The following is a 23430-nucleotide window of genomic DNA, read 5'->3' as shown; positions in this document are numbered from 1 at the left end:
GAGCTCACCCCAGGGAGGAAACCATGGAGATTGACACCACCAAGCCGCACGTCGGTCGGGTTTACGACTACGTTCTCGGAGGGCACCACAACTACGAGGTGGATCGCGTCGCTGCCACGGCGATCATGAAGCTCGTACCCACCTATCCGAAATATGCGAAGCTCAACCGCTGGTTCATCCAGCTCGTGGGCCAGCAATGGTCCGAGGCGGGTATCACGAGCGTGCTCGATCTCGCCTCGGGGTTACCGACGCAGGGCCATCTCAACGACTACCTGCCTGATGCCCGCATCCTGTTTTCGGACGTCGACCCGGTGAGCGTGATCTACGGCGAGCAGATCCTGGCTGACAAGCAGAACATGCGCTACATCCAGGCCGATCTGCGAGACCCGTCGCCGTTGCTCGCGGCGGCGGCGCGCTTCTTCGGCGCGGAGCGCCGCATCGCGGTCGGAGGCATCGGCATCCTCTACATGATGGACGATGCGAGCTCGCGCGACCTCCTGCGGAAGCTGCACGCGTTCTGCGCCCCTGGCAGCGTGCTGGCGCTCAGCTTCGTCATGTCGCGCGGCGCCGCGGCGGCGGGCCAGCTGAGCAGCGCCGGCTCCCTCGCCGGGGTCAAGGTCTACCCGCGCACGCCCGAGGAGATCGCGGCGCTCATTGCCCCATGGAGGGTGGATGAATGCCGTCCTCTGGCGGAGTGGCTCGGCATCGACGATTTCATTACCGAGGAGGAGTACGAGGTGAACCCGTTCGAGATGCGGGGCTTGATCGCGCATCACTGAAGGAAAGTCCGCTCCCCATCTCCCCATCCATTTCGGTGAGAGCGCCGAACTACACGGAGCTGCGCACTGCCATGGGGCAGAACTGCGACGGGCGGATGGCCGAGCGGGTCGACTTCGGCGACGACGCGGCCTGTCCGCTCTGGGATGCCAGCAGGGGAACGCCAGCATCCTTGGGCGGGGCTGTCGGACGACGTCCGTGGCAGGCCCGCGCCGGTGCCTCGCTGCCGCTCCGCCGCGGAGATCCTCCGCTCGGTCCCGCCGCGCGACCGCGCGGTGCTGCTCCGGCTCGGCCTGGACCTGGACGACCACGAGGCCGCCGGGCTCTTCGTCGAGGGCGTCCGCGCTGCCGACACGTGCAGGAACGCTGGGAGCGGGAGCGGCTCTGCTGACGCCGTGCATTGCCGTCAGCGGTCTATTTTTCCACATCCTGCACCGTCGATCCGTCGAGGGGCCCGTAGTAGCCTGCAGGCATGAGCCCCCGACGAGACAGCGCCGCGCCCGCCATGGCTCCCGACCTCGACGAGGAGGACCCGGTCCTGCGGGCGTTCCGCCTCGCACCCGTGGTCTACGACGAGCAGATCTCGGACGAGGAGCGCGAGGCGGTCGCGGCCGGCGCGGCGGGGCCCTTCATCCCGCACGAGGAGGTGATGGCCGAGATCCGGCGGCGAGCGGAAGCCGAGGGCGCCTTGGTGGAGTACGAGGAGATCATGCGGGCCCGCGGGCGCACGGCCTCTCGTCCTCGATGACGTGGCTCGTCGACTGGACCCCGCCCGGACGCGTCGCGCTGGAGCGCCTCCCGTGGACCGACGCCGCCCGGATCGATGAGGCCGTCGAGCGCTTCGCCAAGACGGGCGAGGGCGACTTCTACCGCCTGCCGGAGGACGACGCCGTGACGCTGCGCCTGCGCGTCGGGTCGTACCGCGTGCGGCTGACGCGTGACGCCCGAGAGCGCGTGCTGCGGGTCTGGTGGGTGTACCGGGTGTAGGGGCCGTGCGCCGAGCGCGCCGGGGGCTCCCGTTAGCGCCGAGCTCATGTTAGCGAGGGCCGGGACCGGGCTGCGCCCGGGGACCATCGAGGCCACCCCCGCGTCTCCCGTTGCGGCCACCAAGGCCGCCCCCTGCTTACCCGTGAGGCGGGGCCCCCAGGCGCCGTGCGGCACCACCTCCCTCCTCGGGCCGGTCCTGCCGGTCTTGCCGGTCTTTCTCCCCAAGGATCGCCTTGGCCGCGCTAGCCCGAGCCGCCCCACTAGCCACCGTCGCGTGGTCCACCACCCAGTGCGCATCCAGCAGATCCAGGTAGTCGAGGTCCAGCTGCCCCCCCGACGGCAGCATGAACACCGCCGAGATGTGCGCATGGCTCTGCACCGCCTGCACCATCTCCCGCGGGATGTAGAGCGCCGCGTGCGTGAAGAGGTGCACCACCGGCGTCCGCGGATCGTGGTGCCGCGTCAGATCGAGATCCGTCGCGAGCTCCGCGAACACCCGCGCCGGGTTCCTCCCGCGCTCCCCCTTGAACGACAGCAGGTGCGCCGTCGGCAGCTGCCCGTTCTTCGCCCGGTAGAGCTCGTAGAGCCGCGCGTCGAAGAAGCGGAACGCCACGTCCTCGCCCTCCAGCAGCAGCCGCTTGCCCGTCGCGATCGCCATCCCCCGGGCGAACGTCTGGCGATCGCCGCGCATCGACGCCGACGCGTCGATGAGCAGGTAGTGGATGCGCCGCTGCTCGTCCCGGCTCTGCTCGCGCGCGAAATACAGCACCTCGTTGTCCGCGATGCGGCGCGCCAGCTCCATGTCGTCCCACGCGAGCTCCGTCAGCACCATGCTGTCGATCGAGCCGCGCGTCCCCAGCCCCGAATAGCCGTGCGCCGCCGTCGTGCCCGCGGCCGGGCGCGTCTTCGTCTCGAGCACGCTCGGCAGGATCTCCAGCGAGAAATTCACGATGTCGTTCGCCTCGGGCGACGAGAGCGCCGCGAGCAGATCGACCTGGGCGAGCGCCCCCGCCGACGCCTCCGAGCCCAGCATGCCGAACAGCCGCAGCGTCTCGATGTCGAGCGCGTCCGACATCGTGAGCACGTACAGCCGCGAGACGTCGAGCGCCTCCAGCGCCCGCTGCTCGAACTCGCGCCGCGCCGACAGGAACAGCCCGCGGAGCTGCGGCTCGATCCCCTCGAAGAGCGACGCGTCCGCCGGGAGCATCGCGCGGTAGGCCGGCGGCGCGTGGGTCCGCGCCGCGACCGCGCCGAAGAGGCGCGACAGCACCACCGTCACCAGGTCGTCGCTCATCCGGAGCTGCGCCGCGCATCGCGCCGCCTCGCTCTCGGCGAGCTCCCGGAGCACCGCCCGGTACCCCTCCACGATGCGCTCCGCGTCCCGGAGCCGGCCCGCGAGCTCCTTCGGGTCGCAGCGCGGACCGAGCTCCAGCTGCTCGCGCGGCGTCGAGAAGAGCAGGCCCGCGTCGTGCACCAGCGCGAACGGCAGGACCACCCCGAGCCGCTCCAGGCTCTGGTGCCACCGGATCGCGCGCAGCGCGAGCGACGAGCTCAGCGGGCGCACCTGCGAGAACGCCAGCGTGCCGAGCGGGCCGGCGATGGAGGGGTTCGCGAGCTGGGACGTGGGGACCGGCACGGCTACAGGCGCGCGGCGCAGCGGAAGCCGATGCCAGGCGCGCTCGCCGTCGCGAGCTGGTGGTAGCGGAACGCCGGGTTGAGCCAGAGCGCGAAGCCGCCGTTGTAAGCGCCGCCCCGGATCGCCTTGCGATCGCCGGCCGGCGCCCCCTTCGGGTTCACCTGCTCCTCGTCCTTGTAGGTCTCGAACCAGTCCGCGGTCCACTCCCACACGTTGCCGACAACGTCGTCGGCCCCGAACTTCGTCCTGCCGTTCGGGAACGAGCCGACCGGCGCCGTGCCGGAGAAGCCGTCGTCGGCCTCGTACATGCGTTCGCTCGGCTTGAGCCCGTGCGCCTTCTCCCACGCCGTGCACTCGGTGCCGCACGCGTTCATGAAGGTCTGATCGCCGGGCTTGTCGCCCCAGGGGAACTTGCGCCCGTCGGAGCCGCGCGCCGCGTACTCCCACTCCGCCTCGGTCGGCAGGCGCTTGCCGTGGACCTGGCAGTAGGCGCTCGCGAGGCTCCACGGCAAGCAGTTGATCGGGTGCTTCGCGAGCTCGGGCTTGCCGAAGGTGCACTGCTCGGCGAGGACCGTCAGCGTCTTCTGGTGCGCCGCGGCGGGCGAACCGTCCGTGTTCGGGAAGTCGGGCGCGGCCGGGGGCCGCTTGCACTCTCCCTTGTCCGAGCACGCCATGTAGTCGCCCGCGGTCACCTCGTGGACGTCGATGCAGAACGTGTCGATCGTCACCTTGTGCGCGGGCTGCCACAGCTTGAACTCCGGCTCGTCGGAGCCCATGAAGAACTTGCCGCCCGGGACGAGCACCATGCCTGCAGGGCACTCGGTCGGCCGCTCGGAGAGCGCGGCCGCCGCGGTCGCGGCGCTCGCCGTAGGCGCCGCCGCGGTGGCGGACGCTGTCGCGACCGGCGCGCTCCGTGACGCTTCCTCCGCAGGCGGCGCGCCGCGCAGCAGGTTCCAGGTGATCGCGCCGCCGGCCGCGAGCGCGAGCGCGACGCCGCCGAGCAGCAGCGGGCCCTTCGACCTCGGCGCCGCGTCGCTCGCGGCGCCCCCCGCGGTGCTCGCCCCGGCCACGGCGACCGGCTGCGACGTGGGCGTGGGCAGCGGCCCCGGGGCCGTGGAGGGCGCCGCCATCGTCGGCGCGGTCTGGGCCTGCAGCGAGATCCGCGGCGAGGACGGGAGCCGCGGCGCGGACGCGCGGGGCGACGGCGCGCCGGACGGGGGCGCGAGCGAGCTGCCGCCCGTGGCGAGCGCCCAGGCCGGGTCCTCGGGGAAGACCGCCCGGTGCAGCGCCGCCCAGAAGCGGCCCATGGTGGGGAAGCGGTCCGCCGGCGCGACGGCGAGCGCCTTCGCGAAGACCGCCTCGACCTCGTCGCTGACCGCGAGGCCGAGCGTCCGCGGGGTCGGCCGGCGCGACGGATCGCGGCTCGCGACCGCGAGCTGGAGGTAGTCGTCGCCTTGCAGCGCCGGCGCTCCGCCGAGCATCACCTCGATCATGATGAGCGCCATCGCGAAGACGTCGGTCCAGGGCCCGGTCGCGCCGTGGGTGCGGCTGAACTGCTCGGGGGCGCCGTAGCTCGGCGTGAACGCGGTGATGTCCTTGCCCGTGTGGGCGAGCGCCGTCGCCGCCGCCGCGTGGTCGGCCATCACCTTGGCGATGCCGAAATCCAGCACCTTCACGAACGTGGACGCGTCGCGCGGCTGGCCGACGACGAACAGGTTCGCCGGCTTGATGTCGCGGTGCGCGATGCTCCGCGAGTGCACGAGATCGAGCGCGATCGCGGCCGACTCGAGCAGCGCCATCGTCGCGCGCAGGTCGCGCGGCGGCGCGCCGTCGCTCGTCTCGTCGAAGAGGACCCGATCGAGCGGCCTGCCGTCGAGCCACTCGAGGACCATGTAGGGCAGCCACTGCCCGTCCGGCGCGTTGAACGTGCCGATGTCGCGGGCCTGGACGATCGCGGCCGAGCGGCTGGAGAGCTCGGTCATGAGCTTGCCCTCCTGGATGAACGCCTGGAGCAGCTGCTCTCGCTGCTCGGCCGGCGCGCCCGCGAGGAGGGTGAAGCACTTGAGGGCGACGGGCTGCTTCCAGATGACGTGCTCGGCCCTGTAGACGACGCTGAAGCCGCCTTCGCCCACGGCGTGATCGATCCTGTACTTGTCGGCGATCAGGCTGCCGGCGATGTTGAGCGGATCGCTGCGGTCCGGGTTCTGGCTCATGAGATCCCTACGCACCGCGGCGGGGCGCCGATCGGAGCGCCTCGTGCGTGCGTCGGGGCCATCTTAGTTGCCTCGCGGTCGGTTGGAACCCTTTCGCGCGATCCGGCGCCCTCCCGATCCGGAGGCGGCGCCCGCTCCGGTTGTCCGATATGGCGGATGTTCCAAGGCCCGTTGGATGGTGAGGGAACCCGCATCTGGGGATTTTTGTGATCGCGATCCATCTCTTGACAGAGATCGTCGTCCGTTATATTGGATGACGCACTCGGTGGTTCCCTGCTGGCGTCGCTGCTGCCCAGCCGGGTGCTCCTGACCGCGGCCTCTCGTCTGCGCGTCGTGCGTGGGACGCGGAGCGCAGGCCGGGGAGCGACGGTCCGCCGCCTGCGAGGGCGTGGTGCGCGTTCGCGCCGGCGGCTGGTGCCGGCCGTGCGCGCCGCGCGCCGTGCGCCCTGCGCCGTCAGCAGCTGGTTTGATCCGAGGAACAACGCGCTTGAAATCGATCAACGGAAAGAAGTCGCACACCGTCCGCGCGGCAGCTGCGCTCTCGCTCGTCGCCGCCGCGCTCCCCTTCGAGGCGTCCGCTCAGCAGCCCGCGGCGCCGCCCCAGGCCCCGGCGCCGCAGGAGACAGGGGCGGCGGCCGGCGTCGAGCCGCTGAGTCGCCGCGTTGAAGAGCTCGAGCAGCAGCAGCGCGCGCTGCTCGAGCGCCTCGAGGCCGAGCGCAAGGCGGCCGCCGAGGAGCGGGCCAGCGCGGAGAAGGACAGGGGCAGCGGCGTCAAGGTGACGGCGGCTGCTGGAAAGGGCTTCACCGTCAAGACGGCGGACGACAAGTTCTCGTCCACGATCCGGGCCCGCCTGCAGGTCCGCGAGACCATCACGCACACGGGAGAGGACGATACGCACGAGATCAACGTGAGGACGGTGCGCCTCACGACGAGCGGGCATGTCCTCACGCCCGATCTCAAGTACAACGTGCAGCTCGCCTTCGGCGGCAACGATTTCGAGAAGGACAGCCCTTCTCCCATCCTGGACGCCTTCATCGAGTACACAGGGATCCGCGATCTCAACGTGCGTGTCGGCCAGTTCCTCACCCCGTTCAACCGGGCGCGGACCCTGCGCGAGCCCTCGCTCCAGCAGACCGATCGCCCGATCGCCGTCCGCGAGTTCAACCTCGATCGCGACGTCGGCCTGATGTTCTCGTCGCCCGATCTCTTCGGCTTCGGAGGCAAGCTGTCCTACAACCTCTTCGTCGGCGGCGGCGAGGGGCGCAATCGCTTCGGCGGCCAGAAGCACGGCCCGCTCGCGGTGGCGCGGCTCGCCGTCCGCCCGTTCGGCGCGTTCGACGACGACCAGGACGCCGATCTCGCGCGCGAGGCGAAGCCCCGGCTCGCGGTGGGCGTCACGGGCGCCTACAACCACCAGACCAACCGCCAGAACAGCACCTTTGGCACGACGCTCACGCTCGGCGCGGCCGACTACCTGCACGGCGCGGCCGATCTCGTCTTCAAATACGCCGGCTTCTCGCTCTCGGCCGAGGCCGTCGTGCGCCACGCCAAGGAGGACTCCTTCGAGGGCGAGGTCGACGGCGCGACCGTGCGGGAGTGGACCCGATCGGGTTACGGCTACTTCGCCCAGGCGGGCTACCTGCTGACCGATCGGGTCGAGGTCGCCGCGCGCTGGGACCAGATCTTCGCGGAGCGCGGCACCGATCCGAAGCTCGTCGATCTCGTCGACGCGCAGGGCAAGCAGGTCGGCGGCGGGCTCAACGTGTACCTGAACGGCTATGCGCTGAAGCTCCAGGGCGATTATTTCTACATCTTCGGCAAGGAAGGCGCCGATGCCCGCCACGTCGGTCGCCTCCAGCTCGATGCCTCGTTCTGAAGGGGGACAGCCGCGCCCGGGGAGCGCGCTCTCCAGATAGATGCGGAGAGCGCGGCGCGGCGCTCTGATGACGATCTCCGCTCTGGCGCGCGGCGTGGCCGGCCAAGCCAGGCCTGGCCGGCCAAGCCAGGCCTGGCTTGGCCGGCCCAGCAGCATCTGCAGCGCGCTGCAGAGCGCGAAACCTCGGTCGCCGCGTGCGGTCCCATTCTTGCCATGGCGTTTGCCCCCGGCGCAACCGATTGTGCCGTCTCAGGGAAGGAGTTCGCCATGGCTCGTTCATTCACCTCCCAGGATCTCGTCGCTCTCCCGCGCCTCAACGCCGCCGAGTCGGTCGTGCTCGCCACGGAGCTCATCACGGTGGCTGACGCGAGGGAGAAGCGGCTCAAGCCGAAGAAGCTCCCCGAGGCGATCGGGCGATCGAAGGGACGGCTCGCCGCCGCGGTCGCGACGCTCGAGGCGCTCACCCGGCCGCAAGGGGGCGATCCGGCGGAGACGAAGACCAAGCCGAAGGCCGATCGGATGCTCGACAACGCGTGGAGCGCGACGTTCGATTGGCTCGGAGGCTGGTGCAAGCTCCCGCTGGAGCGGAACCCGAGCCTCGATGAGGCGAAGGAGCTCTTCAAGCTCCTTTATCCGGACGGCCTCTCCTTCACCCGGCTCCCGTACAAGCTCGAATGGAAGGAGTCGAAGGCGCGCCTCGACGCAATCCGGAGCGCGCGGCACGACAGGACGTTCAAGAAGCTGGGCGGCGAGGGCTACCTCGCTCATCTGGAGGAGGCGCACGAGGCCTATGGCCGGGCCCTGCACATCACCGCGCCGAAGCCCGAGAGCGCTCCGACGGGCGACGTGCGCGCCGCGTTCCTGGCGACGCTCGCCGCCCTCCGCGACTATGCGGCCCGGGTCGCCGCGCACGCGGATCCGGACGTGCCCGGCAGCGAGGAGGTCAGCGCGGCGCTGCTTGCGCCGCTCGCGGCGTGGGAGTCGCGGCCGGCTGGATCGAGCAGCGAGGCCAGCGACGGTGTCGAGGCGCCCGCGGCGCCGGTGGAGGCGGCGGAAGAGGAGCCGCTGGCCGATCCGGCGTGAGGTGAGCCCACGATTGTGATCTGGCTTGCGTTTTCTTGAAAAGCCGAGGGGTATTCACAGGATGCAACTCCGCGGACCAGGACGCGTTGTGGTTGTGGGGGAGCGCGCTCGCGATGGACCAGGACGCGTTGTGGTTGTGGGGGAGCGCGCTCGCGATGGACCAGGACGCGTTGTGGTTGTGGGGGAGCGCGCTCGCGGGGGGACCAGGACGCGTTGTGGTGGCGGGCGAGCCGGGGAGCGAGGGGACCAGGATGCCTTGCGGTCGCGGGCGAGCGCGGTCGCTGGGGGACCAGAACGCGTTGTGGTGGCGGGCGAGCGCGGCTCGCGGGGGGACCAGGTCGCGTTGTGGTCGCGGGCGAGCGCGCTTGCCCTGAGCTCACGCGCGCGCTGGTTCATGCGGCCCTGGCATGCCGCTGGCAACAAAGTCCCGCGCGCGACGGAATGCGTCGCGTGGAGGTGGACCATGCACACCAGGATCGGCCTGGCCATGGCCGCGCTCATCGGAGCACCGGCCTGTGGAACAGCAGACGAACCGAACACGGCGGGAGAGGAGGGCGGTGCGGAGGAGGCCGGCCTTCCGCCGCGTCGCTTCGAGCTGAATCTCGTCCCGGAGGAGCCCGCGATCCCGCAGATGGTGGCGACCGGGCGCCCCGAGCTGGCCGCGGCGTGCGCCGACAGCCCGGGCGCGGCGATCCGCATCTTCGACCCGCTCGACCCGGGAGCCTACGCGGACGTGCCCTGCGTCTCGATGCTCGATGACGCTGCGGCGCAGGATGAGAGCGCTATGCCCGTCTCCGATGGCGACGACCCGACCGGCGATGCCCATCAGCGCATCGGCCCGATCAGCTTCCTGATGTGCGGCCTTTACGCCGGCGGATCTCTCTTGACGTTGCGCTACGCGGTGTGTCCGCGGGCTAGGACCGCGAGGGCGCGTCAGCAGTGCGACGACACCGGGCTCTGGGGCGGCGTCGCAATGGGCCTCCTGTGCGCCGTCCCGTTCTAGCGGAGCGGTCATGATTGTCCCCCAGCCACTAAGGACGATCGGCATCGTGGTCTGTGGCATCGCGCTCGGCGCCCCGGCCGTTGTTTGCCACGACGCACATTCTCCCTCGCTCGGGAGGATCATAGACATCGTGCGGACGCTCTTCCCACTCTGGATCTACCTGATCGTGCAACTCAGCATGGATGAAGGTCGGGTCCGCGAGCGGCGCGCCCGTGGGCTGCCCGACCCCGACTAGAACATCGATCACGTTGAAACCCGGAGAAATTTCACAGGGAGGCGGGGAGGCGGGGAGGAAGAAAAAATGAATTTCTCCCTCTTGCCGTCTCTCGCTCCCCGCCTCCCCGCCTCCCTGTGAAATTTCTGCTCTTTCTCGTGGTTTCAACCCGTTTGTCGCTCTAGGCACCCGTTGGTCGGTGAGGTCCGGATTCACTGCCCAGAGTGCCTTTGCCTCCTCCGGGGACTCGGCCCACATCAAGACACCGCGGTAGTCGCCTTTCGCGGCGTCGGTCAGCAGGTGAAGCTCCCCGAGGGCGTCTCCGCCGAGTTTGATGATCGCCAGACGGACGCGCTCGGTGTCACGCTCGTGTGATTCGACGCCGTAGCGGCCGAGCTGGGCGCGAGCCGAAGCGCGGTCTTCCTCCGAATGCCACGCGGCGGCCAGCTTGCGTTCGACCTCCGGCTCCAGAACCTCGCTCTCTCTGCTCATGCGCTCTCGAATCTGGTTACCGTTCGACATGAGCGGCAGGGCCCGGCTTGCCGCGACCTGTCCGCTCGAGGGAGGGGTCAGACCTGGCGATCGAAGGCTCCATCCGCGAGCAATCGGTCAAGCTCCGACCACACCGAATCGCATTGTCCGCTGCGGAAGGCCGCTTGCTTGAACGCCTTCTGTTCGCTCTGATAGAGCCGCCACAGGCTCTCCTTGCGGTCAGCGATGCACGCGCGCACGTTGGCGAGGCGGTCCGCCGCTTTCACGACGAGAGCGAGCTCGGTTTCGCCCTTGGCCTGCGCCAGCTTGGCGTAGGTTCTCGCTTTCCGCTCCTTGCGATTCGCGCCAGGCTCGTCGGTGAGCAAGCTCACGCATGTGGCCACTCGCGATCCGAACTCCGCTTCAATATTTGCGAGAGTAACGTCGGTGTCCTCTGCGACGTCGTGCAGATAGGCGACCACCACCGCCTCGTCTCCGTACGGCTCTGCCAGCGCCGCGACCGCATCCAGGTGAAAGGAGTACGGACGGTCGCCGTACCGCTGGTCCCCGTGCGCAGCGACCGCGTACAACCGTGCCTTTTCTCTCGTGGTACTCATAAGGCCTAACCATCAGCCGATTGGTCAACCGAAGCCGGCGGACCAGGTCTGTCCAGATCGTTGCCTTTTATGAACTTCCCCACGGAGAATCTCATGAATCGACTCTGCGCTGCAAGGCCCGAATGCGGTCCTGCGCCATGGGATAGCAGGTGTCTCCCTCGTCAAGCCGTTGCGCGGACGGTTCGAACGAGTCTCTGGCGCACGGTGGGCGGCGCTGAACGACTTCAGGAGCCTCGTCGAGCGGAAGCCGCTTGCGTTCTCGAGCGTCTCGGCGCCCGGCCAGAGCTCTCGGCGTTGTGGTAGGTTCGCCGCCCGGATATTCGACCTCAAGACCGGGGCGCCGAAGGGTGATATCGCCATCCCCGGTACGACGTTGCTGAACGACATCGCGGCGGCTCCGGACGGCAAGGTCCACGTGTCCGACTCCGGCTTCAAGAACGGCGCGACGGGCGACCTCGCGGCGACGTCGAGCGATGCCATGTACGTCATCGAGAAGGTCAAAGCCAAGGCGCTGGTGAAGATCACCGACCTGCACATGCCGAACGGAGATGGGGAGATCACGATCACTTCTGCCGAGCGCCCGCGCGTCGCGCTACGCCTCCGTGCGCGCGTCGCCGAGGTAGTAGTCGCGCTGCGCAGGATAGTAATCGGCGAAGCTGGGCAGCGGCTCGCCGAGCCTGGAGGCTTCGAGCATGTCGAGGTAATACTCCCAGCCGGGCCCGACATCGCCGGCGAGCGCTGGATCGGCGAGGCGCTGGATGAAGGTGAGCTCGGTGATCTCGCCCTTCGCCGCGAGCGACAGCTCGAACCGCCACCCGCCGTGCTCGTCCTTGGCCGAGAGCGCGAGGCGATGGGCTCATGCGGTCTCCTTCCTTCGTTTCGCTTCGTCGCGGGACGGGGGAGCGGTCGCCATGCGCCGCTGCCGGCCGACGCGGTGCACCTCGGTCTCGAGCGCGTCGAACCGGCGGTGCCACGGGCTCGCCGTGTGCAGCTGTCGCAGGAACGCCTCGAGCTCGGCGAGCGCACCGAGATCGAGGCGGTACTCGCGCTCGCGACCGCACTGGACGTCGCGCACCAGGCCCGCCTCGCGCAGCACGCGCAGGTGCCGGCTGACCGCCGGGCGGCTGACCGGAAAGGCGCCGGCGATGGCGCCCGCCGTGGCGGTGCGATCGCGCAGCATCCGCAGGATCTCACGCCGGATCGGATCCGCAAGCGCCTGGGCAACGGCGTCCATCGGCGTGATGTGTAACCGATGTGTTACGCATGATCAAGCCCGCGCGGCCGGGCCCGCAGGTAAATTTCGTCCAATACGCGGTCGGCGCGATGCTCCAGGATGATCGGCAACCATCCGACACGAGCACGAAGGAGCGCGACGATGACGAAGAGCAAGGTCCACCCCGTTCCGGAAGGTCAGACGTGCTTCCCCTACCTGAGCGCGCGGAGCGCCGCGGAAGCCATCGAGTTCTACAAGCGCGCGTTCGGCGCGCGCGAGGACTCGCGCATCCCGATGCCCGACGGGCGGATCGGGCACGCCGAGCTGTCCATCGGTCGAGCCCGGTTCTTCCTGTCCGACGAGTATCCCGAGCTCGGCGCCGTCAGCCCCGAGACGCTGGGAGGCAGCAGCCCGGCCGTCGTCGTCTACGTGGAGGACGTCGACGCGCTCGTCGCGCAGGCCGCGGCGGCAGGCGCGACCATCGATCGCCCGCCGCAGGACAAGCCGTTCGGAGACCGGGCGGCCTGGCTCCGCGATCCGTACGGCCATCGCTGGTCCTTCGCGAGCCGGATCGAGGACGTCTCTCCCGAAGAGCTGCAGAGGCGCCTCTCGGCGATGTAGCGATCCGCCACCGGGGCGCGGGAGAAGGGCGATGCCGTCGTGGCCGGCTACCCGGCGGGGGCGATCACCGAGGAGGATCGCGAGGGCATCGGCCTGGCGCTCTGCGCGGCGATCCTGGAGAAAAATCAGGACGGCCTCGGAGCGGGCGGGGAGGGCGAGCGCGAGGATTGCGGCGCTTCACGGGCGGGAGCTTGCTAGGGTGTGCGGACCTCCATGCCCCCTGACGAACGCGCTCCTCTCCCGCTGCCGGCTCCCGCTCCGCTCACGCCTCCGGAGGGCTTCGCGGAGCGCCTCGCGGCGATCGGCGTCACCCTCGACGCCGCGGTGATCGCCAAGCTCGGCGACTACCTCGCGCGCTTGCTCGCGATGAACGAGCTGATGAACCTCACCTCGATCACGGATCCGGTCGAGGTCTGGGAGAAACACATCCTCGATTCGCTCACGCTCGTGCCTCTGCTGGAGGAGCTGAGCGCGGGGGCGCGCCTCGCCGACATCGGATCGGGCGGGGGCCTCCCCGGCCTTCCGCTCGCCATCGCTCGGCCCGATCTGAAGGTGACTCTGGTGGAGGCGACGCAGAAGAAGGCTTCGTTCCTCGCCGCGGTGGCCGCGGGCCTCGGGCTCACCAACGTGTCGGTGCGCGCCGAGCGCGCCGAGCAGCTCGGCAAGGGCGATCTCCGCGGCGCGTTCGACGCGGTGACGGCGCGCGCGGTGGGGCGCCTCGTCATGCTGATCCCCCTGACGGTGCCCTTCGTGCGGCCCAACGGGCTCGTGCTGCTGGTGAAGGGCCAGCGCGCCGAGGAGGAGCTCGCCGAGGCGAGCTGGGTCCTCGAGCGACAGCGGGCCGCCTTCGTGAAGACCGTGGGGACGCCGACGGGGAAGATCGTGGTGCTGCGGAAGGCGGGGGAGGAGCCGAAGCGCCATTTCGGGCGGTGATCCACGGCGGCGCGTCGCTCGCCGCGCATCCTCGTGCACACAGGCTCAGACCCTCGAAACAGACCGAGATTGAGCGCCGGCGCGCGTCTGTCCCTGTTGGTTCTATCCGCGTTGATAAACTTCAGCGGTATCCGGCGTGGCGAACGTGCTCTGTCCAGCGCCGGAGCGCGAATGACGCGCGAGGGCAGGTCCGCTCGTCTACGGTGCGTGGATGAGAATCTTGACCTGGTTGACTCTGGGGCTCCTGTGCGCGGCTTGTAGTGACGACGTCGAGCCGTCCGGCCCGGGAGGGGGCGGAGCCGGGGGGGCCGCCGCGGCGACCGCGGGCAGCGGCGGCGGCGCGGGCGGCGGCGGCGATGCCGGCAGCACCGGCGGTGGCGGCGCGGGGGCCGGGGGCGACGCGACCGGTGGAGGATCGGGCGGCGGCGTCGATCTCGCCGCGCCTGAGGCCATCTTCCTCCACCCGGCGGGGGCGGCGAGCAACATGGTGTTTCACATCGCGATCGCCGGAGCCGACGACGGCGGCGCCTATGTGAGCGGCGAGGGGTTCGGCGAGATCACGCTGGGCGACCGGACGATCACCAAGCTGGGAGCGTTCCTCATCCGCCTCGATCCCGAGGGCGATCTCCTCTGGTCGGCGCCGATCGTCACGGCCCAGCAATCCTCGGCGACGGCCGTGACCGTCGACCGAGCGGGCAATGTGCTCATCGCGGGCGAGCTCTATGGCGAGGTCACGATCGGGGGCATGAAGCTGTCCGGCGCGACGGAAGATCCCGACGCGATGGTGGCCAAGCTCGACGCCGACGGCAACGTGCTCTGGGCGAAGCGCTTCGCCTCGACGGCCGCGGATCGCTGCTTTGCGATCGCGACCGACGCCACGGGCAATGTCTACGTGGGTGGCTATGTCGACGACGATATCGACTTTGGCGACGGCCTCCTGGCGGTGGATGGCGAGTCCCCGTTCCTCCTGAAGCTCACGCCGGGGGGCGACGTCGCCTGGGCCAAGGTGTTCAACAACGCCGGCGGCGCCGGCAGCGCCGTGGCCGGCATCGCCGTCCATGAGGGCGGCGACGTGTCGATCACGGGCTACGCCGACGGGGCGCTGACCATCGAAGGCACGGCGCTGTCGCTGCCTGCCGGCTCGACGATGATGGGCTTCATCGCCCGCTTCTCGAGCGCGGGGGAGGGCCGGTTCGCGCGGCGCTTCGGCGGGCCGGTGTTCGACATGGGCAACGAGATCGCCGTCGGTGAGGGCACGTTCCTCGCAGGCACGGTGAGCGGCGAGAGCGATGTGCTCGGGACGACGGTGGACGCGGACATCGAGGGCGCGCCGTTCGTCGCGAAGCTCACGGAGAGCGGGACCGCCGAGTGGGTGATCACGCCGGAGCCGAGCGGCACGATGTACGGCCTCGCGCCCGACATGGCGGGCGGCGTCTACGCGGCGGGTCGCTACGACGATCTCGTCACCTTCGACTACACCCCGTTCGCGCTGCGCGCGAGCGCGTCCTCGGAGGTCACGGCGCTCCACCGTTACCCGTCGAGCGCCGGCTCCTCCGAAGGCATGGCGCTCACCTCCGGCGGCACGCTCTGGGTCGCCGGCACCTTCTACGGTTCCATCGACGTCGGCTCGGGTCCCGTCGCGTCGCCGAGCACGAGCGGGTTCGTCTTCCGCATCCCGGCGCGTGAGTAGAAGAAGCAGAGGCGCCTCTCGGCGATGTAGCGACACGTCACCGGGGCGCGGGAGAGGGCGCCCCGGCGGTCACCTGTCCGGCAGGGCCACGATCCCGACATACGTGGGCTCGGGGACCTCGGTGACACGGCCTGTCGGCTCGAGGGCGCCCGTCGCCTCGTCCACGTGGAACGCGACGATGTTCCCCGACTCCTCGTTCGCGACGAGCATCAGCTTGCCTGTCGGCGAGATCTGGAAATGGCGCGGCGTCATGCCCTGCGTCGACGCATGGCCGGCGGGCGTGAGCGTGCCCCGCTCGGGATCGACCGCGAAGATGGCGATGCTGTCGTGGCCGCGGTTCGACCCGTACACGAACTTGCCCGACGGGGACACCTGGACCTCGGCGGAGGCGTTTCCCTCGGCGCTCGCGCCGTCGGGCAGGGTCGAGACGGTGGCCAGGGCGGTGAACGTCCCGCGCGACGGATCGTAGCTCAGGGCGGTGATCGAGCCGGCAGACTCGTTGATCACGTAGGCGAACCGGCCGTTCGGGTGGAACTCGAGGTGCCGAGGCGTCGTGTCCGCGGGGAGCGAGAGGGCAGGCGGGTCGTTCGGCTCCATCTGGCCCGTGTCCGCGTCGAAGGTGAGCTGCGCTATCTCGTCGCGCCCGAGGTTGGTGACGAACGCAAACCGGTTCGCCGGATCGGTCATGGCGTGGTGCGACCTCGCCCGGCGGCCGAAGGACACGTCGAAGGCCGCCTGGCCGAGCGCGCCGTCCTGGCCCACGGGGAGCACCGCCGCCGTCCCGCCGGCGTAGTTGGCGACGAGGACGAAGCGCCCGGAGCGATCCGTGGACAGGTGGGCGGGGCCCGCGCCCTTCGAGGAGGCCCTGTTGACGAGCTCGAGCGTCCCGCCCTGGGGATCGATCCGGAACGCGCTCACCGCGCCCGACAGCTCCCCGTCCACCTCGTTCAGCTCGTTCGCCGCGAAGAGATGCTTGTGCGCGGGATCGACGGCGAGGAAGGTCGGGTTCATCTCGGCGTCGAGCGGGCCCTGCACGGCCGAGAGCGCGCCGTCGGCGTCGTCCAGGCGGAAGACGAAGAGCCCCTCGTGACCGCCGACATAGACCACGAAGGAGCGTTCGGCCTGCGAGCCGCCGCCCCCCGCGCCGCTGCCGCCCGCTCCACCGCTGCCGCCCGCGCCGCCGCCGCTCGCGCTGCTGACGCTCGCGCTGCTGCCGCTCGCGCCGTCGCCCTGGCTCGCGCCGCCGCCGGCGCTGACGCCCGTCGTGGCGCCGTCGTTCGCGGCTCCGGCGCCGGAGCCGCCGCATCCGAGCCACAGCCCTGCCGTCAGAAAGAGGAGCGCGCGCTGCATCGACCTGGTTTCTCCTGCCTCCTGCGTTAGACCTGGCCAGCGCCGCGGCGCAAGCGCCACGGCGCGGTCCTCTTCGCGGCGCGCGGCGGCAGGTCCGCGGCGGTCGCGCCGCCCCGCAGCGATGGCCGGGGAGGATGTGCGACGCCGCGCGGCGCCTCAGGCTCGCCCGCGCAGCGCCCCGGCGGCGGCGCCGAGGAGCGCGCCGGCCGCGATGGGGACGCCGTGGGCGAAGGCGACGTGGACGACCTCGTCGAGCGAGCAGTGGGAGTGGATGCCGATCGCCGCCCCGATCCCGCACAGGGCCCCGATCGCCGCGCCCCGCCACGCGGGGGCGGAGAGGAACGAGCGGCGAAGCACGAGCGCCGCCAGCGCGAACGGCACGATCGCCATGCCGAGCGCGACCGCGCTGCACTCGAGGTGCACCATCAGGGGCGCCAGCACGTCGTGCACGCGCGACGTGACGACCGCCGCGGCCAGGAACCCGACCGCCACCGCGGCGACGAGCGCCTGGAGCACCCGCACGCCGGCCGGCAGGCCCCGGGCGCGCGGCAAGAACGCGAGCAGCAGGCCGAGGCCGGAGAGCGCCGCCCAGAGGACGAGCGGGAGGGCGACCCGGGGCGAGCCGAGGTCGTCGCGGAAGCCCTCCCACCACGTCAGGAGCAGGATCCACGCGAGCCCCGCCAGGATCGCGCCGGCGACGCGGCGCTCGCGCGCCGGGCGCGTCGGCGACCGCTCGGCCGGCGCGTCGACCGGGGCCGGCGGCGGGCGGGCGGCGACGCGGGCCGCGGGATCGGGGATGTCCTTCAGCTCGCTCAGCAAGTCCCGATCAGTCGACATTGGCACCTCCCCGGACGCCCCCTTGCCCCTTGCCCCGGCGGCGCTCTTCCGCGCCTCCTGGCTCCGCCTCGGGCCGCCGCTTGAGATCGTCGAGCGCCGCCCGCAGCGCCTCGTAAGCGCGGAACGCGCGGAGCTTCACCGCGCTCGCCGTCGTCCCCAGGACCGCCGCGGCGTCCTGCACGCTGAGCCCCTCGTACCGGATCAGGATGAACGCCTCGCGCTGCGACGCCGGCAGGCCCGCCAGCGCGCGCTCCACCGCCCGCGCCGTCTCGGAGGCGATCGCGACCGCCTCGGCGTCCGCGCCGCGCGCGTCCGGCGGCTCCGCGCCCGGATCGCTCGGGAGGCGCTCGGTGCCGCGGTGCTTCTGGGCGCGCGCGTGATCCAGGTAGACGTTGCGCGCGATGGCGTAGGCCCACGGCGCGACGGCGCCGCCGCGGGCGAAGCTCGATCGGGCGCGGTGCATCCGCAGGAACGTCTCCTGCGTCAGGTCGCCCGCGAGCGTCTCCGAGCCGCTCATGCGGGTGAGGTACGCGAGGAGGCGCGCCGCGAGCGCGCGGTGCAGCTCCGGAAACGCGCGCGCGTCGCCGCACGCGTACCGGTCCATCGCTTCGTTCAGGGCGAGCTCATCCATGGCGGTCCTGACGGCATACACCGTCTGCGCGCCGGCGATCATCGGGACGGCCCGAGGAGCGCCCCGCGCTCGGCGAGGTCGCTCAGCAGGGCCGCGGTGCTCTCCAGCACCGGCCCGTCGACCGGGTGTCCCAGCGCGGCGCAGCCCGCGACCACCGCCTCCCCGAGGGCGGCGCCCGCGAGCAGGCGGCCCAGGATCTCGGCCGCGAGCGGCGTGAGCTCGAGGAAGCGCACGTCGTGCGCCGCGTCGCGGTACACGAGCAGGCGCGTGGGCTCGCGCGCCGGCACGTCGCGCGCCGATTCGTCGCCCTGCAGCCTGTGGACCGCGTGCTCGTAGCGCACAAGCGCCGCGGCCCGCTGGAAGCGCGCGCCCCGGTCGAGCGACAGCGCTTCGCCGAGGGGCTCCGGCGCCTCGTCGCCCGGCGTCTCATCGCCCGGTGTCGCAAGCGCCTCGTCGCCGGGCGGCCCTGACGCCCCGCCCGCGGCGACCTCCTCGTCCTGCTCGGCGCACGCCGCCGCGAAGGCGGCCAGCTCGTGGCGCGCGAGATCCGCAAGGTACGCGGGGACCTCCGGATCCCCGGCCCAGCGCGGCGCCGCGAAGCCCACGAACTCGAACGCGACGTCGCGGAGGTAGCGCGACCGGGGCGGCTCCGCCTCGATGAAGCGCGCCACGTCCGCCTCGAACCGCGCGCCGAGCCGCGCCGCGGTCCGCGGGATCCCGGCGCGGATCGCGCCCGTCAGCCCGCGGCGGATGAGGCTCCGGTAGAGCAGCAGCCGCTTCGGCGGGAGCGCCGCCATCGCCTCGAGGTCCGGCCCCTCGAGCCCGGCGCGGGCGAGCCAGGCGCGGGGATCGGCCGCGATCGCCTCGCCGTCCGGCGCAGTCACGCTCCGCTGGAGCGCCCGCTCCAGCGCCGCGAGCTCCGGCGGCGGCGCGTTCGACGTCCCGCGCGCCTCGCACGTCCCGCCCGCCTCGCGCGTCTCGCCCGCCTCGCGCGCTGCGCTCACGCCCGCGCCTCCCGCGCGGCGAGCCCGCGCCGGTACGCGGCCTCGACCTCGGCGAGCTCGGCGAGCAGCGCGCCGAGCGGCGGCACGTCGTTGTCCCGCTCGAGCACGACCGGCACCGGCCCGGTCCGCGCGACCGCGCGGGCGAGCAGGTCGAGCACCGGGGCGATGGCGGGCGCGCCGTGCGTGTCGACGAGGAGCTCCGCGTCGTCGCGCCACTCGTGCCCCGCGACGTGCATCGCGGCCACGCGCTCGGGCGGGATCTTCTCCAGGAACGCGATCGGGTCGAAGCCGTGGTTCCGGGCGTTGACGTAGACGTTGTTCACGTCGAGCAGGAGCCGGCAGCCGGCGCGCTCGAGCACCTCGACGAGGAAGTCGGCCTCGTCGAGCGAGGCGCGGCCCGGGACCAGGTAGTAGGTGATGTTCTCGATCGCCATCGGGCGCTCGAGCCGCTCCTCCGCCTCGCGGATGCGGGCCGCGGCGTGGGCGGCGGCCGCGGACGTGTGCGGGAGCGGCAGGAGGTCGTGGAGGAACGCGCCGTCGACCCCGGAGAAGCAGAGGTGGTCGCTGTGGAAGGGGGGATCGAGCCGCTCAAGGAACCCCCCGAGCGCGCGCAGGTAGCCGGCGTCGAGCGGATCGAGCCCGCCGACGGACAGCGTGAGCCCGTGCGTCAGGATCGGGCGGTGCTCCCGGACGCGCTCGATCGCGGCGGGGAAGTAGCCGCCGCGCCGCATGTAGTTCTCGGGGGAGAGCTCGAAGAACGGGACGGGCAGCGCCGCGTCGCGCGCGCCGCGATCGGGCGCGTCGAGCGCCGCGAGCACCTCGTCGAGGAACTCCCATCGGAGCCCGAGGCCGACGCCGGTGAGCGCGCTGCCGGTCATGGGGGTACGGGGAGGGCGCGGGAGGCCGCGATCAGCCGCAGGTGCCCTGGCCGCAGCCCGCGTGGCCGGGCTTCTTCCCGGCGGCGCTCGTCTTCTTGGCGCCGGGCTTGGCCGGGGCGGCGGTGGGCGGCGTGGGCGGCGCGGCCGTGGCCGCCGGGGTGGCCGTCGGGGCGACCTTCGGCGAGGTCGCGGCGGACTGCGCGTCGCTCGGCGGCGCGGGCTCGGCCGGGGCGGCGGGGACGTTCGCGCCCGCGGCGGCGTCGCCGGAGGCGGCCTCGGTCGGCGCGGGCGCCGGCGCGGGCTCGGCCGGGGCGGCGGGGGGGGCCTGCTCTGCGGGGACCTCGCTCGCGTTGACCGGCGCCTGCGCGCCGGCGCAGCCGCTCATCACCATGGCGCCGGTGCTCAACGCGGCGAGGGTCTCGTAAATGCTCTTCTTCGACAGCATCGTGTGGCTCCTCTGATTTTCGTCTCGGCGGGTCTTCGCCCACCGTTGTCGTCTCGACGGGCCTGCGCCCTCCGGCGGGCACAGGCATGATCCGGCTCCCGGCGGCTTCCGGACCGCCGTGTCATCTCAGAGCCGCTGCGTCGCCGCAACGGCTCACTCGCGGGCGGCGCGCCGCGCTCACCGCGCGCCGCCGTCCGCTGCCGCCGGCGCCGCGGGGGCCGCGCCGGCGGTCGCGGTCAGATCGAGCGTCACCAAGGCCTCCTTGGCGACCTTGGGTGAGAGCACCTCGAGCGTCTTCTGGGCGAGCTTGCCGAACGCCTCGCGCGGGCGGACGTCGTGCTCGGCGAGCCCCACCGGGAACGGCTTCGCCGTCTTCACGGTGACGCTGGCGGGCTTGTCGCCCTCGTACCTGAACGTGGCGATGAGCTCCACGGTCCTCGGGGACTGCCGCTGGTGCAGCAGCAGGTCGCCCGACGCCGTGACGGTCACCGTCCGCTCCGCGCCGGGCAGCTTCGACAGGTCCTTCTCTCCGGAGGTCGAGATCGACCGGATCGCGAACTGGGCCTTCTCGTTCTTCGCGCGGACGTCGTCGGGCGTGTCCTTCGAGATCTCGAGCCAGGTGCGCGCGTGCTGGTTCTGCAGGTCGCTCTTCTTCTCCTCGCCGGGCTTGCCGTCGTCGCCCACGGCGGTCTGGAAGAGCTCGATCGTGGAGAGGTCGACCGTGATGAGGCCCGTCGTCCTCGTGATGTCGGCGGGGTCGACCTGGAGCGTCCCCGCGGCGGCGCCCGCGATCCGCCCGCGGATCTTCTCCTGCGGCGCATCCATCACGAGCTCGACCTTGCTGCCCGCGCGGTCGATCGCGAAGGCCGCCGCGGCGGGCGCCTTCGGCTCCGGCGCCTTGAGCTCTGTCGCGGCGGGCGCGAGGCTCGGCTGCTCCCCCTGGCACGCGGCCGCGCCCAGGCCGGCGGCCGCGAGCGCGAGGAGCAGCAAGGTCCTTGTCCGGATCGTCTTCACGCTTCTCTCCTGGATCTATCGGGTTGTTGCGCGCCCGCGCACGAGGGCGCGCGGCGGTCTCCACTTGAACAGGAAGGCCGGCGCCCGGGAAGGGAGATCAAGGTCATCGCCCTGGCTCGCCCGCCCGCTCGGCGCCTCGGTTCCATGGGTTCCATGTCCGAGCTACGTGCGAGCGGCGCCGTGGTTTCGGTCGCGGCCGCCGGTGCGGCGCAGGGCGCAGCCCGCCGGACCTGCGCTGCACAGCCGCGTGTGGCCTGGGGTGTGCACGAGGCGGTCGTCGAAGACGGAACGAGCCAACCGGAGACAACTGCAATGAGCACGCGACGACTCGCGGCGGCTGCCATGACCGCCGCCGGAATGATGGCGCTCGCCGGCGCGGCGGAGGCGCAGGGCACGGCGGGCCGGGATCAGCACGCCCGGCCGACAGGCAACATCCCTCCGGCGGATCAACCGCTCATCCGGCGCATCCCCGAGCCGACCCTCGCGGTCGAGGGCGGCTTTGGCGTGCTGGGCTACGTGGGCGGCGCCGCGGGCGTCGGGCCGAGCTGGAACGTGCGGGTGACCGGGACCATGTCGCCGCGCGTGGCCGTCGAGGGCAACTACACCGGCTCGGTGAACCAGCGAACGATCGCGGGGAAATCGCTGGTGATGACCGCGCTCGACGCGGGCCTGCGTTACAACATCCTGCGCGCTGACGAGGCGATCGTGCAGCCGTTCGTGGTCGCGGGCGTGGGCTACGTGGGCTGGGCGGGCCGCGGCGGCGACCCGTTCGCTGTGTCGGTGCCGCTCACCGCGGGCGTGGAGCGGCTCGTCACGCGCAACGTCAAGGTGGGCGCCCGGTTCAACTTCCGCCCTGCGTTCTTCGACGATCTGACCATCGGCGGCGTGACGAACCGGACGGGCGGCGACAGCTGGTCGCTGCTCGCGCACGGCGGCGGCGCGTTTTGACCAGGGCCATCGGATCTTGACCTGGGCCGCGCCGGCGGGACGGGGCGGGCGCGCGCGGGGCCCCTGTCGTCCCGTGGAGTGGAGTAGGCTGCCGGCCGCTCGGGCGGCGACCCGCCATCGGGGCTCCGCGGCCGGGCTTCATCCACGGAGAACGACGGTATGAACACGCGCAGCGACTCGCCCCGCCGGGGCCTGAGCCCCTTCTTCACGGGGCTCGTCTTCACGGGGCTCGCGCTCGTCTCGAGCGCGGCTTGCTCCAGCCAGCAGCCGGCGACCCAGGGGACGTCGACGGCGGCCGGCGAGCGGCGGGAGAACGACTGTTCGACTGGGCCGCTCCTCGAGTGTCCCGAGGGCCAGCTCGACGGCTGCGCCAACGGGACCACCACGGAGCACCGGTGTGTGGCGGCGGGGCGGGGGAGGTGCCTCGATATCCGGGCGGCGCTCGTGAAGTGCCTGGACGGCGAGATCCTGACGCACGATGGCTGCCCCGAGCCGGCCTACATGCAGCGGTGCGCGCCCAGGTCCGCGCAGCTGCCCTGAGGTGGCGCGGTTGGCGTCTGAAAATATCCGCGGTCGACTCGGTCTCTTCTCGCTGTCTGCAGCGCTCACCGGTCGCCCTGGTGTCGCGCCCGCCGGCCGAGCGGCTCAGCGATGCTTCCCCGCTACCCCGACGCGCGGGGCGACCTCGGCGCGGAGATCTTCGTAGTCGAGATGATCGGCCCCCCCGCGTACGAGCCGGCGCCGCCTTCGCTGCCCCAGCTCTCAATCTCGCAGCAGAGGAGGAGGGCGTCCTCGCCCTCACCCGATGGCAAGCTCGGCCCGCGGACGCCCGGGACATCCGTCTGCGGCAGAGGCCGCTTCTCCTCGCTGACCTCGTGCGCGAGGCGCAGTTCGCTCGGCGGATCGTGCGTCTTCTCGACTCCCATGTCTCCTCCTTCCCGAGGACTCCTGGGACCGGCGCGCTCGATCGTCCACTCCTCCTCTGCGGG

The 23430-nt window shown here is 71.8% G+C and carries 25 protein-coding genes; 12 read left to right on the top strand and 13 right to left on the bottom strand.

The genetic code is table 11. The annotated features are described in order from the left end of the window. Positions 1-23: 23 nt before the first annotated feature. The 3 genes from WMF29_RS32750 (at position 24) to WMF29_RS32740 (ending at position 1764) form a co-directional block, all read left to right on the top strand. Positions 24-779 carry an SAM-dependent methyltransferase gene (locus WMF29_RS32750; protein ID WP_437324051.1) on the top strand — a complete coding sequence of 252 codons (756 nt, stop codon included), beginning with the start codon at positions 24-26 and terminating at the stop codon, positions 777-779. 470 nt (positions 780-1249) lie between these two features. After that, complete coding sequence (locus WMF29_RS32745; protein WP_437324050.1) at positions 1250-1525, top strand: hypothetical protein; 276 nt, start codon at positions 1250-1252, stop codon at positions 1523-1525. Further along, entirely contained in the window at positions 1522-1764 is a 243-nt protein-coding gene (locus WMF29_RS32740; RefSeq protein WP_437324049.1) for a type II toxin-antitoxin system RelE family toxin, read from the top strand. The genes WMF29_RS32745 and WMF29_RS32740 overlap by 4 nt, the downstream gene beginning before the upstream one ends. Positions 1765-1900: 136 nt before the next feature. Here the strand turns inward: WMF29_RS32740 and WMF29_RS32735 are convergent, their stop codons facing one another. Together WMF29_RS32735 and WMF29_RS32730 are read right to left on the bottom strand one after the other, a co-directional pair. Next, positions 1901-3400 carry a hypothetical protein gene (locus WMF29_RS32735; RefSeq protein ID WP_437324048.1) on the bottom strand — a complete coding sequence of 500 codons (1500 nt, stop codon included), beginning with the start codon at positions 3398-3400 and terminating at the stop codon, positions 1901-1903. Positions 3401-3402: 2 nt separating this feature from the next. Further along, positions 3403-5613 carry an SUMF1/EgtB/PvdO family nonheme iron enzyme gene (locus tag WMF29_RS32730; protein ID WP_437324047.1) on the bottom strand — a complete coding sequence of 737 codons (2211 nt, stop codon included), beginning with the start codon at positions 5611-5613 and terminating at the stop codon, positions 3403-3405. 487 nt (positions 5614-6100) lie between these two features. Here WMF29_RS32730 and WMF29_RS32725 point away from each other — a divergent pair, with 487 nt between their 5' ends. From WMF29_RS32725 to WMF29_RS32715, 3 genes are all read left to right on the top strand, one after another. Continuing rightward, positions 6101-7489, top strand: coding sequence for a porin (locus tag WMF29_RS32725; protein ID WP_437324046.1), 1389 nt, complete (start codon positions 6101-6103; stop codon positions 7487-7489). A 267-nt stretch (positions 7490-7756) separates the two neighbouring features. Beyond that, entirely contained in the window at positions 7757-8572 is an 816-nt protein-coding gene (locus tag WMF29_RS32720; RefSeq protein ID WP_437324045.1) for a hypothetical protein, read from the top strand. 463 nt (positions 8573-9035) lie between these two features. Further along, positions 9036-9575, top strand: a complete 540-nt coding sequence (locus WMF29_RS32715; protein ID WP_437324044.1) for a hypothetical protein — start codon at positions 9036-9038, stop codon at positions 9573-9575. 28 nt (positions 9576-9603) lie between these two features. On the opposite strand, the gene WMF29_RS32710 is transcribed toward WMF29_RS32715, so the two are convergent. The 3 genes from WMF29_RS32710 to WMF29_RS32700 all read right to left on the bottom strand — a co-directional run bounded on the left by WMF29_RS32710 (position 9604) and on the right by WMF29_RS32700 (position 12057). After that, a complete protein-coding gene (locus tag WMF29_RS32710; protein ID WP_437324043.1) occupies positions 9604-10281 on the bottom strand; it encodes a hypothetical protein in 678 nt (225 codons plus the stop codon). A gap of 77 nt (positions 10282-10358) precedes the next feature. Beyond that, positions 10359-10877 carry an HD domain-containing protein gene (locus tag WMF29_RS32705; protein WP_437324042.1) on the bottom strand — a complete coding sequence of 173 codons (519 nt, stop codon included), beginning with the start codon at positions 10875-10877 and terminating at the stop codon, positions 10359-10361. A gap of 856 nt (positions 10878-11733) precedes the next feature. Further along, positions 11734-12057 (bottom strand): ArsR/SmtB family transcription factor, encoded by a 324-nt coding sequence (locus WMF29_RS32700; protein WP_437331188.1) that lies wholly within the window; start codon positions 12055-12057, stop codon positions 11734-11736. A gap of 195 nt (positions 12058-12252) precedes the next feature. Here WMF29_RS32700 and WMF29_RS32695 point away from each other — a divergent pair, with 195 nt between their 5' ends. The 4 genes from WMF29_RS32695 to WMF29_RS32680 all read left to right on the top strand — a co-directional run bounded on the left by WMF29_RS32695 (position 12253) and on the right by WMF29_RS32680 (position 15334). Further along, positions 12253-12711, top strand: coding sequence for a VOC family protein (locus WMF29_RS32695; RefSeq protein WP_437324041.1), 459 nt, complete (start codon positions 12253-12255; stop codon positions 12709-12711). 39 nt (positions 12712-12750) lie between these two features. Then, the gene (locus WMF29_RS32690) at positions 12751-12909 is read left to right on the top strand and encodes a hypothetical protein (protein ID WP_437324040.1); all 159 of its coding nucleotides are present in this window, start codon (positions 12751-12753) and stop codon (positions 12907-12909) included. 15 nt (positions 12910-12924) lie between these two features. Further along, on the top strand, positions 12925-13644 hold the full coding sequence (gene rsmG, locus WMF29_RS32685; RefSeq protein ID WP_437324039.1) for a 16S rRNA (guanine(527)-N(7))-methyltransferase RsmG: 720 nt from the start codon (positions 12925-12927) through the stop codon (positions 13642-13644). Positions 13645-13855: 211 nt separating this feature from the next. Next, complete coding sequence (locus WMF29_RS32680; RefSeq protein ID WP_437324038.1) at positions 13856-15334, top strand: hypothetical protein; 1479 nt, start codon at positions 13856-13858, stop codon at positions 15332-15334. 69 nt (positions 15335-15403) lie between these two features. Here the strand turns inward: WMF29_RS32680 and WMF29_RS32675 are convergent, their stop codons facing one another. From WMF29_RS32675 to WMF29_RS32645, 7 genes are all read right to left on the bottom strand, one after another. Then, the gene (locus WMF29_RS32675; protein ID WP_437324037.1) at positions 15404-16684 is read right to left on the bottom strand and encodes a lactonase family protein; all 1281 of its coding nucleotides are present in this window, start codon (positions 16682-16684) and stop codon (positions 15404-15406) included. A gap of 156 nt (positions 16685-16840) precedes the next feature. Further along, positions 16841-17521: an NrsF family protein gene (locus WMF29_RS32670; protein ID WP_437324036.1), complete on the bottom strand. Its 681-nt coding sequence runs from the start codon at positions 17519-17521 to the stop codon at positions 16841-16843. Next, positions 17511-18152: an RNA polymerase sigma factor gene (locus WMF29_RS32665; RefSeq protein ID WP_437324035.1), complete on the bottom strand. Its 642-nt coding sequence runs from the start codon at positions 18150-18152 to the stop codon at positions 17511-17513. The genes WMF29_RS32670 and WMF29_RS32665 overlap by 11 nt, the downstream gene beginning before the upstream one ends. Positions 18153-18190: 38 nt before the next feature. Beyond that, positions 18191-19156, bottom strand: coding sequence for an HvfC/BufC N-terminal domain-containing protein (locus tag WMF29_RS32660; RefSeq protein ID WP_437324034.1), 966 nt, complete (start codon positions 19154-19156; stop codon positions 18191-18193). Continuing rightward, positions 19153-20034: a DUF692 domain-containing protein gene (locus tag WMF29_RS32655; RefSeq protein WP_437324033.1), complete on the bottom strand. Its 882-nt coding sequence runs from the start codon at positions 20032-20034 to the stop codon at positions 19153-19155. The genes WMF29_RS32660 and WMF29_RS32655 overlap by 4 nt, the downstream gene beginning before the upstream one ends. A 31-nt stretch (positions 20035-20065) precedes the next feature. Beyond that, a complete protein-coding gene (locus WMF29_RS32650; RefSeq protein WP_437324032.1) occupies positions 20066-20479 on the bottom strand; it encodes a hypothetical protein in 414 nt (137 codons plus the stop codon). Between the two features lie 177 nt (positions 20480-20656). Then, positions 20657-21493: a hypothetical protein gene (locus tag WMF29_RS32645; protein WP_437324031.1), complete on the bottom strand. Its 837-nt coding sequence runs from the start codon at positions 21491-21493 to the stop codon at positions 20657-20659. A gap of 312 nt (positions 21494-21805) precedes the next feature. Here WMF29_RS32645 and WMF29_RS32640 point away from each other — a divergent pair, with 312 nt between their 5' ends. Continuing rightward, positions 21806-22441 (top strand): hypothetical protein, encoded by a 636-nt coding sequence (locus WMF29_RS32640; protein ID WP_437324030.1) that lies wholly within the window; start codon positions 21806-21808, stop codon positions 22439-22441. Positions 22442-22600: 159 nt separating this feature from the next. Next, complete coding sequence (locus WMF29_RS32635) at positions 22601-22981, top strand: hypothetical protein (RefSeq protein WP_437324029.1); 381 nt, start codon at positions 22601-22603, stop codon at positions 22979-22981. Between the two features lie 122 nt (positions 22982-23103). On the opposite strand, the gene WMF29_RS32630 is transcribed toward WMF29_RS32635, so the two are convergent. Beyond that, a complete protein-coding gene (locus WMF29_RS32630; RefSeq protein ID WP_437324028.1) occupies positions 23104-23367 on the bottom strand; it encodes a hypothetical protein in 264 nt (87 codons plus the stop codon). Positions 23368-23430: the final 63 nt, after the last annotated feature.

It is taken from the genome of Sorangium sp. So ce381 (assembly GCF_051473845.1).
GTDB lineage: Bacteria > Myxococcota_A > Polyangia > Polyangiales > Polyangiaceae > Sorangium > Sorangium atrum.
This window is presented reverse-complemented; position numbering and strand designations above follow the sequence as displayed.

Coding starts and splice junctions, on each gene's coding strand:
- WMF29_RS32750 (WP_437324051.1), top strand. CDS start 24: ATGGAGATTGACACCACCAAGCCGCACGTCGGTCGGGTTTACGACTAC.
- WMF29_RS32745 (WP_437324050.1), top strand. CDS start 1,250: ATGAGCCCCCGACGAGACAGCGCCGCGCCCGCCATGGCTCCCGACCTC.
- WMF29_RS32740 (WP_437324049.1), top strand. CDS start 1,522: ATGACGTGGCTCGTCGACTGGACCCCGCCCGGACGCGTCGCGCTGGAG.
- WMF29_RS32730 (WP_437324047.1), bottom strand. CDS start 5,613: ATGAGCCAGAACCCGGACCGCAGCGATCCGCTCAACATCGCCGGCAGC.
- WMF29_RS32720 (WP_437324045.1), top strand. CDS start 7,757: ATGGCTCGTTCATTCACCTCCCAGGATCTCGTCGCTCTCCCGCGCCTC.
- WMF29_RS32715 (WP_437324044.1), top strand. CDS start 9,036: ATGCACACCAGGATCGGCCTGGCCATGGCCGCGCTCATCGGAGCACCG.
- WMF29_RS32710 (WP_437324043.1), bottom strand. CDS start 10,281: ATGAGCAGAGAGAGCGAGGTTCTGGAGCCGGAGGTCGAACGCAAGCTG.
- WMF29_RS32705 (WP_437324042.1), bottom strand. CDS start 10,877: ATGAGTACCACGAGAGAAAAGGCACGGTTGTACGCGGTCGCTGCGCAC.
- WMF29_RS32700 (WP_437331188.1), bottom strand. CDS start 12,057: ATGCTGCGCGATCGCACCGCCACGGCGGGCGCCATCGCCGGCGCCTTT.
- WMF29_RS32695 (WP_437324041.1), top strand. CDS start 12,253: ATGACGAAGAGCAAGGTCCACCCCGTTCCGGAAGGTCAGACGTGCTTC.
- rsmG (WP_437324039.1), top strand. CDS start 12,925: ATGCCCCCTGACGAACGCGCTCCTCTCCCGCTGCCGGCTCCCGCTCCG.
- WMF29_RS32680 (WP_437324038.1), top strand. CDS start 13,856: ATGAGAATCTTGACCTGGTTGACTCTGGGGCTCCTGTGCGCGGCTTGT.
- WMF29_RS32675 (WP_437324037.1), bottom strand. CDS start 16,684: ATGCAGCGCGCGCTCCTCTTTCTGACGGCAGGGCTGTGGCTCGGATGC.
- WMF29_RS32670 (WP_437324036.1), bottom strand. CDS start 17,521: ATGTCGACTGATCGGGACTTGCTGAGCGAGCTGAAGGACATCCCCGAT.
- WMF29_RS32665 (WP_437324035.1), bottom strand. CDS start 18,152: ATGGATGAGCTCGCCCTGAACGAAGCGATGGACCGGTACGCGTGCGGC.
- WMF29_RS32655 (WP_437324033.1), bottom strand. CDS start 20,034: ATGACCGGCAGCGCGCTCACCGGCGTCGGCCTCGGGCTCCGATGGGAG.
- WMF29_RS32650 (WP_437324032.1), bottom strand. CDS start 20,479: ATGCTGTCGAAGAAGAGCATTTACGAGACCCTCGCCGCGTTGAGCACC.
- WMF29_RS32640 (WP_437324030.1), top strand. CDS start 21,806: ATGAGCACGCGACGACTCGCGGCGGCTGCCATGACCGCCGCCGGAATG.
- WMF29_RS32635 (WP_437324029.1), top strand. CDS start 22,601: ATGAACACGCGCAGCGACTCGCCCCGCCGGGGCCTGAGCCCCTTCTTC.
- WMF29_RS32630 (WP_437324028.1), bottom strand. CDS start 23,367: ATGGGAGTCGAGAAGACGCACGATCCGCCGAGCGAACTGCGCCTCGCG.